Source organism: Falsiroseomonas oryzae (genome assembly GCF_027856955.1).
Taxonomy (GTDB): Bacteria; Pseudomonadota; Alphaproteobacteria; order Acetobacterales; family Acetobacteraceae; genus Falsiroseomonas; species Falsiroseomonas oryzae.
The window spans coordinates 1-1,275 of record NZ_JAPSMD010000807.1 but is presented as its reverse complement, the minus strand read 5'-3'; the positions used below and the strand labels follow the sequence as shown (position 1 = coordinate 1,275).

General features: G+C 74.7%; 2 protein-coding genes. Both read right to left on the bottom strand.

The features are described 5' to 3' along the window. A partial coding sequence (locus OZN99_RS31860; protein WP_456299924.1) for a hypothetical protein occupies positions 1–273 on the bottom strand: 273 nt, incomplete at its 3' end. A gap of 99 nt (positions 274–372) precedes the next feature. After that, a complete protein-coding gene (locus tag OZN99_RS31855; RefSeq protein WP_270939195.1) occupies positions 373–1,122 on the bottom strand; it encodes a PP2C family protein-serine/threonine phosphatase in 750 nt (249 codons plus the stop codon). Between the last annotated feature and the right edge of the window lie 153 nt (positions 1,123–1,275).

Here is a 1,275-nt window from a genome sequence, read left to right as displayed (position 1 = left end):
GATCGCGGCGCCGGCCAGCACGTCGCTGCCGCGCCGCCCGGTCGCCGCGGCGATCAGGCCGCCCAGCACCGCGCCGCTGGCCGCGCCGAGCGCGGCACCGCGGATGATGTCCTCGCCGAAGAAGTTGCCGGTGGAGTCCAGCGCCACGACCTGCTGGCGGCAGGCATCGGTGCCGTCATCGGCGCCGATCCGACCCTCCCGCGTGGTGACGCAGCCCGCGAGCAGCGCGGCGGAAGTGGCCAGGGCGACGACGCGACGGGCATTGGTGCGCATGCAAACCCCGCAAGGGTCGGACAGGAACGGTCGTCAGACTAACCGTTCGGCACAGGAACCGCCAGCGTGGGACCCACCTGCGGTGGCGCGACGTGTCGCTCAGCCCTCGACCGTCTCCGCCCCGGCCTCGACCGCCACGGCGGTGACGTTGTCCGAGGCGCGCCGCGCCAGCGCGGCCGCCACCAGCAGATCCGGCGCCAGCGCGGCGTCGGGCACGGCGAGCAGCGTCGCGATCTCGGCGGTGGGCAGGGTCTTGGAAAGGCCGTCGCTGCACAGCAGGAAGCGGTCGCCCGGCAGCACGCGGTCGGTGGTCTTGTCGATCTCGATGCCGTCGTCGCCGGCGCCGATGGCGCGGGTGATGACGTTGGCACGCGGATGCGATTCCGCGTCCTCCGGCCGCACCAGGCCGGCATCGACCAGTTCCTGCACCAGCGAATGGTCGCGCGTCACCTGTTCCAGATGGCCGCCGCGCAGCCGGTACAGGCGGGAGTCGCCGGCCCAGAGGCAGGCGAAGTGGCCATTGCGCACGATCAGCACGACGACGGTGGAGGCGATGGTCGCGCCGCCTTGCTGCTCGCCGGTCTCGCGCAGCGTGTCGTGCACCAGCGCCAGGCGCTGGCGTACCTCGCCCAGCATCCGCCCGGCCGGCAGGTCGTCCGGGATGGCGGCCAGCGCATCGCGGATCATGCCGGAAGCGACCTCGCCCGCCTCGTGCCCGCCGGCGCCGTCGGCCACCGCCCACAGCCCGGCTTCCGGCCGGTCGAGGAAGCTGTCCTCGTTGTGGCTGCGGCGCGCGCCCGGATCGGTCTTGCCGGCGGAGCGGAAGCGGGTGGTCTGCGCGTCGCTCACGGCGGCGGATCCCCCGGGTCGAGGGGCGCGTCGAAGCCGGCGGGATCCTGCAGCATGGCGGCGAAGGCGGCCGGTCCGGGCAGCGCGCCGGCCTGGAAGCCGCGCGGCGCGACGCGCGGCGCGCCGGCCGTCCACCAACTGGCCATCCCGCTG